Source organism: Acinetobacter sp. 12966 (assembly GCF_031196995.1).
GTDB lineage: Bacteria > Pseudomonadota > Gammaproteobacteria > Pseudomonadales > Moraxellaceae > Acinetobacter > Acinetobacter geminorum.
Genome location: NZ_JAVIMC010000051.1, coordinates 179,046 through 186,036 on the forward strand (window position 1 = coordinate 179,046; position 6,991 = coordinate 186,036).

At 35.4% G+C, this 6,991-nt stretch carries 8 protein-coding genes and 1 rRNA gene; 3 read left to right on the forward strand and 6 right to left on the reverse strand.

Annotation, left to right across the window (positions count from 1 at the left end):
* The first annotated feature begins 22 nt into the window (after positions 1-22).
* Entirely contained in the window at positions 23-529 is a 507-nt protein-coding gene (locus tag RFW85_RS07755) for an ester cyclase (RefSeq protein ID WP_170249741.1), read from the forward strand.
* A 70-nt stretch (positions 530-599) separates the two neighbouring features.
* On the opposite strand, the gene RFW85_RS07760 is transcribed toward RFW85_RS07755, so the two are convergent.
* Genes RFW85_RS07760 through RFW85_RS07770 form a run of 3 tightly spaced genes read right to left on the reverse strand, consistent with a single transcriptional unit; the run spans position 600 to position 2,352 of the window.
* Positions 600-1,016, reverse strand: coding sequence for an acyl-CoA thioesterase (locus tag RFW85_RS07760; RefSeq protein ID WP_002116010.1), 417 nt, complete (start codon positions 1,014-1,016; stop codon positions 600-602).
* Position 1,017: 1 nt separating this feature from the next.
* On the reverse strand, positions 1,018-1,455 hold the full coding sequence (trxC, locus tag RFW85_RS07765; RefSeq protein WP_005050212.1) for a thioredoxin TrxC: 438 nt from the start codon (positions 1,453-1,455) through the stop codon (positions 1,018-1,020).
* Positions 1,456-2,352 carry an alpha/beta hydrolase gene (locus RFW85_RS07770; RefSeq protein ID WP_170249742.1) on the reverse strand — a complete coding sequence of 299 codons (897 nt, stop codon included), beginning with the start codon at positions 2,350-2,352 and terminating at the stop codon, positions 1,456-1,458.
* Positions 2,353-2,544: 192 nt separating this feature from the next.
* On the opposite strand from RFW85_RS07770, the gene RFW85_RS07775 reads away from it, so the two are divergent.
* Positions 2,545-2,880, forward strand: a complete 336-nt coding sequence (locus RFW85_RS07775; protein WP_002116083.1) for a TIGR01244 family sulfur transferase — start codon at positions 2,545-2,547, stop codon at positions 2,878-2,880.
* 292 nt (positions 2,881-3,172) lie between these two features.
* Here RFW85_RS07775 and RFW85_RS07780 read toward each other — a convergent pair whose 3' ends face one another.
* The gene (locus tag RFW85_RS07780; protein WP_086265241.1) at positions 3,173-4,651 is read right to left on the reverse strand and encodes an Ig-like domain-containing protein; all 1,479 of its coding nucleotides are present in this window, start codon (positions 4,649-4,651) and stop codon (positions 3,173-3,175) included.
* Positions 4,652-4,798: 147 nt separating this feature from the next.
* Here RFW85_RS07780 and RFW85_RS07785 point away from each other — a divergent pair, with 147 nt between their 5' ends.
* Positions 4,799-6,172 carry a dihydrolipoyl dehydrogenase gene (locus tag RFW85_RS07785; protein ID WP_309171372.1) on the forward strand — a complete coding sequence of 458 codons (1,374 nt, stop codon included), beginning with the start codon at positions 4,799-4,801 and terminating at the stop codon, positions 6,170-6,172.
* 61 nt (positions 6,173-6,233) lie between these two features.
* Here RFW85_RS07785 and RFW85_RS20065 read toward each other — a convergent pair whose 3' ends face one another.
* Positions 6,234-6,743: a hypothetical protein gene (locus RFW85_RS20065; protein ID WP_336137972.1), complete on the reverse strand. Its 510-nt coding sequence runs from the start codon at positions 6,741-6,743 to the stop codon at positions 6,234-6,236.
* Positions 6,744-6,901: 158 nt separating this feature from the next.
* Positions 6,902-6,991: ribosomal RNA gene (gene rrf / locus RFW85_RS07795) — 5S ribosomal RNA — on the reverse strand; the annotation flags it as partial.

Consider the following 6,991-nt stretch of genomic DNA (forward strand, 5'->3'; position numbering starts at 1 on the left):
ATTTTGTATCTTGAGGTTAAAAATGAAAAAAATATTAATTCTTTCCTCTTTATTTACCAGTTTAATATTTACAACTATAAGTTCTCACGCGACTGAACCCCACATTAAAACCAGTAAAGTAACTTCGGCTAAATCAGAAGCTATTGATAAAGTAAGTGCTCAAAACAAAAGAATAGTGACCGACTTTTATGAAGGTGTCTTTTTAAAACATAAAGTCAAAGAATATGCAGACCGCTATATTGGTCAACAATACATTCAGCACAATCCTAATGTGTCAGATGGTAAAGCGCCTTTCGTTAACTTCTTCACTGAAAAATTCCAAAAGAATCCTCAAGCTAAAAATGAGATTAAACGTGCAATTGCTGAAGGTAATCTTGTCGTTTTACATGTCCATTCGACTGAAAATGAAAAAGATCGAGGAAGAGCAATTGTTGATATATTCCGTGTTGAAAATGGAAAAATCGTAGAGCATTGGGATGTGATACAAAATATTCCTGAGCAAAGCAAAAATACAAATACGATGTTTTAATTTCTAAAAACTAGTTTTTCTTTTGAATAAAAATTAAAGCCTGAATACTAAGATTCAGGCTTTCTGATTCTTATTGAGTTTCCAAAAACTTCTGTTTCGCTTCTTCAGGTATTTGACGCTTATTACCTTTTACATCTACTGCTACAAAGGTAAAAACTCCTTCAGTAATGCGTATTGGTTCACGAGAGTCATCATGACTATCCCAAACTTCAATTTGCATCTGAATAGAAGTATTTCCAACTTTTAAGATCTTGGTATAGCAGCTAATGACAAAGCCAACTTTTACCGGAACCAAAAAGGTCATTTGATTAATAGAAATCGTAGCACAGCGACCACGACTGAAACGTTCTGCGTGAATTGCTCCAGCCAAGTCCATTTGTGACACAATCCATCCACCAAATACATCACCACTCCAGTTTGTATCTGCTGGCATGGCAATCGTTTGTAAGGATAAAATTCCTTCTGGTTTGGTATAAGCTTCTGACACCTTAGCTCCCGAAATTCGTTTGAAGTTGTTGATCGAGCCACTGTTGCAATTCAGGCGCACGTAATGCCCCGCTAATACGCGCGACCTCTGTCGTTTTATTCATTAAGACAAGTGTCGGAATACTTCTCACATGAAAAGCTTGGCTCAAGCGAGGAGATTCTTCGGTATTAATCTTGGCAAAGATAACGCCTGGATTTTGTTTTGCGACCTGCGCAAAATGTGGAGCCATCATTTTACAAGGTCCGCACCATTCTGCCCATAAGTCTATAAGAATAGGTAAATCACTATTCGTGATGTAGTTACTAAAATTTTGCTCATTTAGTTCAATAGGTGCAAGCGGTAGTAATGGCTGATGACATTGCCCACAGCTTGGTTGCTCAGGAAGTTTTTCTTCAGGAACTCGGTTTTTTGCACCGCACGATGCACATACAATAATCATTTACACCACTCCTATATGCTGATGTAAAAATTCTAATTGGGTTATCACTGCTTTTTCAAACCATGAACCGTGATAAATATCAAAATGTTTCATATCCCACTCATGATAACTCACAAAAGGCGCAATATTTGTGGCAGCTTCGCGGCTTGATTCAATAGGAATAAGGGAATCTTTTTGAGCAGCAATAAATAAAACAGGAATGTTAATCTGGCGCACAACTTGGATTGGACGGTATCGCATCAAATTAAAAAAGACACGAGCAGGAACTTCCCCACTCCAATAATAGTCAGGATTCACAATTGATAAATAGCCATAATAACTATCTGCTGTAGGCATAAAACATAAGTTATGTTGATCAACAACAGGTAATCTCTTTGGATTAAGCCCCATCTTTGATCCCATATAATCCTGACTCGATAGCTTTAATGCTTGGGGATAGCGCTGCAAAGGATAGAGCTTTGCAGTTTCAGCGCCATCTACATATGGAATTTGTACTAAAACTGCTTGAATATTCTTTAATTCAGACGCCAGGCTTAGTGCATATCCCCCACTTAAAGAAGTTCCCCAAAGCACAATCCTTCGGTTATCTACGAGTTTAGAAGTCGAAGCATACTGAATCACCGTCTTCCAATCTTCTAATTGTGAATTGATGGAGACCATTTCTCTAGGCTTGCCAGTACTTCCGCCCCAATATCTGTAATCAAACAAAATAACAGCGTAACCTGCTTGAGCAAATCGCTGGGCATACTGAATAAGTTTAAATTGGCGCAATCCGGCAAAACCATGCGCCATGATAATTACCGCAGATTTATTATTTGTTTTTGGAATATAAAAGTCAGCTGCGATCATTTCTTGATCACATGGAACATATAAAGGCTCAACCGTATAAGCGTGCATATGTGCTCCGTGGCATTATGGTCGAAGTAATGAATTTACAAAAAACATCCTGATCGCCTTTTAAAAATCTAGAGCTGTTCTATGACATAAGTTTTATCTATGTAGGAACAACGTTTTAGTGTCTTGTATCTCAGGTTAAGCTTAATGCTATGATACAGCATAAGAGGTTTTGTTAAATTTTGGAGTGACGAAATGTCAGATAATGTTGGTTTCGCAGGTCAAATTGGTCCAGAACACGTTGGCCAAGTTGTAGAAAAAGGATTTAAATCTATTATTAATAACCGACCAGATATGGAAGGCGGCCCAGAACAACCTACAAGCGCTCAGATTGAAGAAGCAGCACGTCAAGTAGGCTTAGACTATGTTTATCAACCTGTTGTAGCTGGACAAATTACTGAGCTAGATGTACGTACTTTTGCAAATCATTATAATGAATTGCCAAAACCTGTACTCATGTTCTGCCGTACAGGAAACCGTTCAAATAATCTATATCAATTAGCCAAACAAATGGATTTGTTAGACGACTAATTTTAAGAAATTAGTACTCTTTAAAACCCTATTTCTTCTTTAAAGTAGGGTTTTTTGATAAATTATTTTGCATATCTCTGCACGAACTCAACAGAACTAAAAATAATATTAATTTAGAGTATTTATATCTTTTGATTCATTTATTAATTTTCTATGAATAAATTTATTTTCGTTCTTTTAAGCTGTTTAATCATTAGCGCATGCTCCTCAGTGCAAGTAAAACCTACTGTCGGAGTAACGATGGGTACACGCATTTAAAAAAGAAGCAGCTTACATGCTGCTTCTTTTTATATTACTTACCATTTGCACAATTTGGATCTATTCCATATGGGCTTAATATATTCGGGGCAATACCATCACTAACAGTGACATCCTTTTTCAAATAATCTAACGTAAGAGATGTAGACCCTTTAATTAAAGTTCCAGAAACTGTAGATTTAGCCGTTAGCTGAACAGTTAACCACGATGCATATATTTTAGGATATTGAATCTTAAGGTCAAAGCGTCCGTTCCCGTCTGTTGTATATTTATTATTGGTTGCAGCAGTACCAGCATTATTAATATACGATACAACTTGAACTGTAGAATTTTCTTTAAGCGGCTTTAATTGATTAATAACCTCACCATTAACATTTACCGCTTGAACCGGTGAAGTACATGCGACTCTGATAGCAGGAAGATATTCATCAGGTTTACCGTCCACAGGATTAGAGGTGTCAAAAAAATCAAATGCTCCTTTATAATAGGCAAGAGCATTAACCCCCATAACTACATCTTGATTTGGTATCGGCTTACCATCTACATCAGTTACTTGTACTGAGATATTTTTATAGTAATAGACTCCATCCGTTGTATCTTCCATAGTTGTCGGATTATATGCTACAGCAATTGCACCTACTGCTACTGGCACATCAGAATTAACAACATCAAGTTTATAGGTATAAATTTTTGTTGATTGTCCAAAGTTAGCTTCTAAAACAAGATCATCTGTTACAAATTGAGCAGCACTATATGATGAGGATCTTTGATTTTCATTAAAAGATAAAGTATAGGTGATCTGGCCATTTGCATCAGTTTGAGTTGCATTTGGTGTAAATCTAACACCGTTTGAGACTGAGTTTTTAACTTTAAGTGTGATCGCTTGATTTGCTAAAGTTGCACCATTTGCATCTACAGCTGTTAATGTAATAGTTGTCTGATCACCTCTAACATTTAAAGAGGTCTTTGTAGCATCAAACAACACGATACTTGTGGTATCAGCTTCAGCGCTACTATTATTTCCTGTAACCGTTACAGTCTGTTCCTGAGTAAGCGTACCATTATTTGTAGAAGCAACTAATTTAAAACCATTTTTCACCAACTCATTTATCGAACTCGATGTTTTTGGTGTTTTTATAATATAAACAGTATTACCCGCCGCATCTGTAGTTTGAGTTGATACACCCTCTATAGATAAATTATTTGTTGGATCCTCTAATTTCAAACTAACTTTAGTACCAGCCACACCACCTTTATTTATATCTAGAGCTCTTACAGTAACAGTTAGAGTATCATTCGTCGCTGCAACTGATAATTTATCTAATTCTATCTTTAAAGCTGTAGCAGTGGCCTGCTGCGATCCACTGTTATTACTTCCAGATGATGAGTTACTATTTGATGAGCTATTTTGATAATAACCATCACTACCTCCCCCACCACAACTTGCTAACATAATTGATACAGCAATAGCTGACAACTTCAAGGTAAGTTGTTTTTTATACATACTTTTCATTTCCCCAATCTTTCCTAAAGGTATAAGATTTTTTAATTATTTATATTATTAGTGTAATCATATTCACCTTACTCTGTAAACATAAATTACATTATGTTTTATTATGTAACTTATTAAATGGAAAATTTATAGATACTGGGATTTATAATGTTCGATATCATTATTATTGGCGCAGGTACTGCTGGTATTAGCGCATATAAAGAAGCCGTTAAACATACTAATAATATTTTAATTATAAATGATGGACCATGGGATACCACTTGTGCTCGCGTAGGCTGTATGCCAAGTAAAGTCCTCATTTCAACAGCCAACCGCATGTTTGATATTCAAAATGCTCAAGAAGTTGCTTTAGACGTATCTGCAAAGATTAATACAGATCAAGTGATGCAACATGTGCAGACCTTACGTGACCGATTTACGCAAGCAACTTTAAAAGATGTAGAGCAATGGCCAACTGAGCATAAAATTTCTGGCAAAGCACATTTTATTGATACCCAAACTGTAGAAGTTAACGGTAAACAATATCAATCAAAAAGTTTTATTTTGGCGGTTGGCTCTACTCCTAGTTATGATCAAACTTGGAAGCAAGAACTAGAGCATCGGCTTATAACCACAGATCAAATATTTGAATTAGAAACACTTCCTAAATCCATTGCTGTAATTGGTAGCGGTGTAATTGCTCTTGAGATTGCCCAAGCTATGCATCGGTTAGGGGTAAAAACTACAATCTTTGCTCGTAGTAAACGAATTGGGATATTGACTAGTTCTAGACTTCAACAGCTTGCTCAAGAAGAGCTAGGAAAAGAGTTAACAATACTATTCGAAACATTGCCAAGTGAGGTTAAAGTCAGTGAGGAAAGTGTTTTATTAAACTATAAACTTGATGGAACAGAGAAAACTCTCAAAGTTGAATATGTTTTAGCTGCAACAGGGCGTACAAGCTTACTCAATACTTTAAAACTAGAAAATATTGATAATTCATTCAAAGATATTAAATTATTACCTATAAATGCTAAAACTAAGCAGTTAGATACATATCCAATTTTTATTGTTGGGGATGCTTATACCTCAACACCACTACAGCATGAAGCAGCACATGAAGGTAAAAAAGTTGTTTATAACTGTTTAAATTATCCACAGGTAAACTCAGTTAAGACACTTACTCCATTGGGAATTGTCTTTAGTCATCCTGAAATGGCGATCGTAGGTCAAAGTTATAAGCAATTAAAAGATGAAGGTATAGATTTTATTACAGGCGAAGCCTCTTATGAACGACAAGGAAGAGCTATAGTTCTTGGAAAAAATAAAGGTGCTATTGAAGTTTATATTGAACGGGAAAGCCAAAAATTTCTAGGTGCTGAGCTATTTACGGAAGCAACTGAACATATGGCCCATTTATTAAGCTGGATAATCGGTGAAGAATTAACGGTAAATGATATTCTAGAGAAACCCTTTTATCATCCGACCTTAGAAGAAGGTCTTCGAACTGCTCTAAAGCATGCGCGTAGACAACTGAAATAATCAATTTTAGAAGAGCCCTTTATTAATTAAATTGGCTCTTCTCTACTTCCACTTGCTTTCATTAATTCATTTGATGAGAAATAACCGCAACTAATGAAGCATTCTTTTCAGATGAACTAGTATATATCCATGTCTCTAAAGGCTTCCCATTTTTAGAAATAATATAATTTGTTGTGGTCAAATTCCTATCTTTAAATATTTCTTTTTTATAAGTTAGGCCAGTAGATTCTGGAGGTAGCCAGCTTTCTAAATTCTTCTGAATTTCAGTTGAATTTCCTTTATTTATAAATAATGAACATACGCCATTATCGAGTTGAGTAATAACAAAGTTTCCTTCAGAAGAACTTATCATCCAAGCATGACCATTATAATCTTTTAAAAAATGTGCAGCATATTCATTAGGCATTTGGATAAATCCCATATTTTTTGCTTGTTTATTTATTAATTCTGGATTTCCTCTAGAACTTACACAAATATTTAAAAAAGCTTTTGTACTATACAGACTTTTCACAGTTTCGTTAGCATATATAGAACTACAACTGAGTGTTATAGCCAATATAATAGAAAATATTTTAAATCCTGCAAATTACATGATTAATTCTCTTTTTATTATTTTAAATAGTGTGATTTATATCACAATTCATTCTAAAGTTAGTCGGAGATTTAGATTTTTTTCTCACACAAAAAGCAACACCCCCATTCATAGGAATGGGGGTGTTTGGAATAATGAGCTGGCGATGACTTACTCTCACATGGGTAACCCCACACTACCATCAGCGCTAAGAGGTTTCACTTCTGAGTTCGGGAAGGGATCAGGTG

Bases quoted from the DNA above. Each gene is read 5' to 3' on its own strand.
- RFW85_RS07755 (WP_170249741.1), top strand. From the start codon at position 23: ATGAAAAAAATATTAATTCTTTCCTCTTTATTTACCAGTTTAATATTT.
- trxC (WP_005050212.1), bottom strand. From the start codon at position 1,455: ATGATTATTGTATGTGCATCGTGCGGTGCAAAAAACCGAGTTCCTGAA.
- RFW85_RS07770 (WP_170249742.1), bottom strand. From the start codon at position 2,352: ATGCACGCTTATACGGTTGAGCCTTTATATGTTCCATGTGATCAAGAA.
- RFW85_RS07775 (WP_002116083.1), top strand. From the start codon at position 2,545: ATGTCAGATAATGTTGGTTTCGCAGGTCAAATTGGTCCAGAACACGTT.
- RFW85_RS07780 (WP_086265241.1), bottom strand. From the start codon at position 4,651: ATGAAAAGTATGTATAAAAAACAACTTACCTTGAAGTTGTCAGCTATT.
- RFW85_RS07785 (WP_309171372.1), top strand. From the start codon at position 4,799: ATGTTCGATATCATTATTATTGGCGCAGGTACTGCTGGTATTAGCGCA.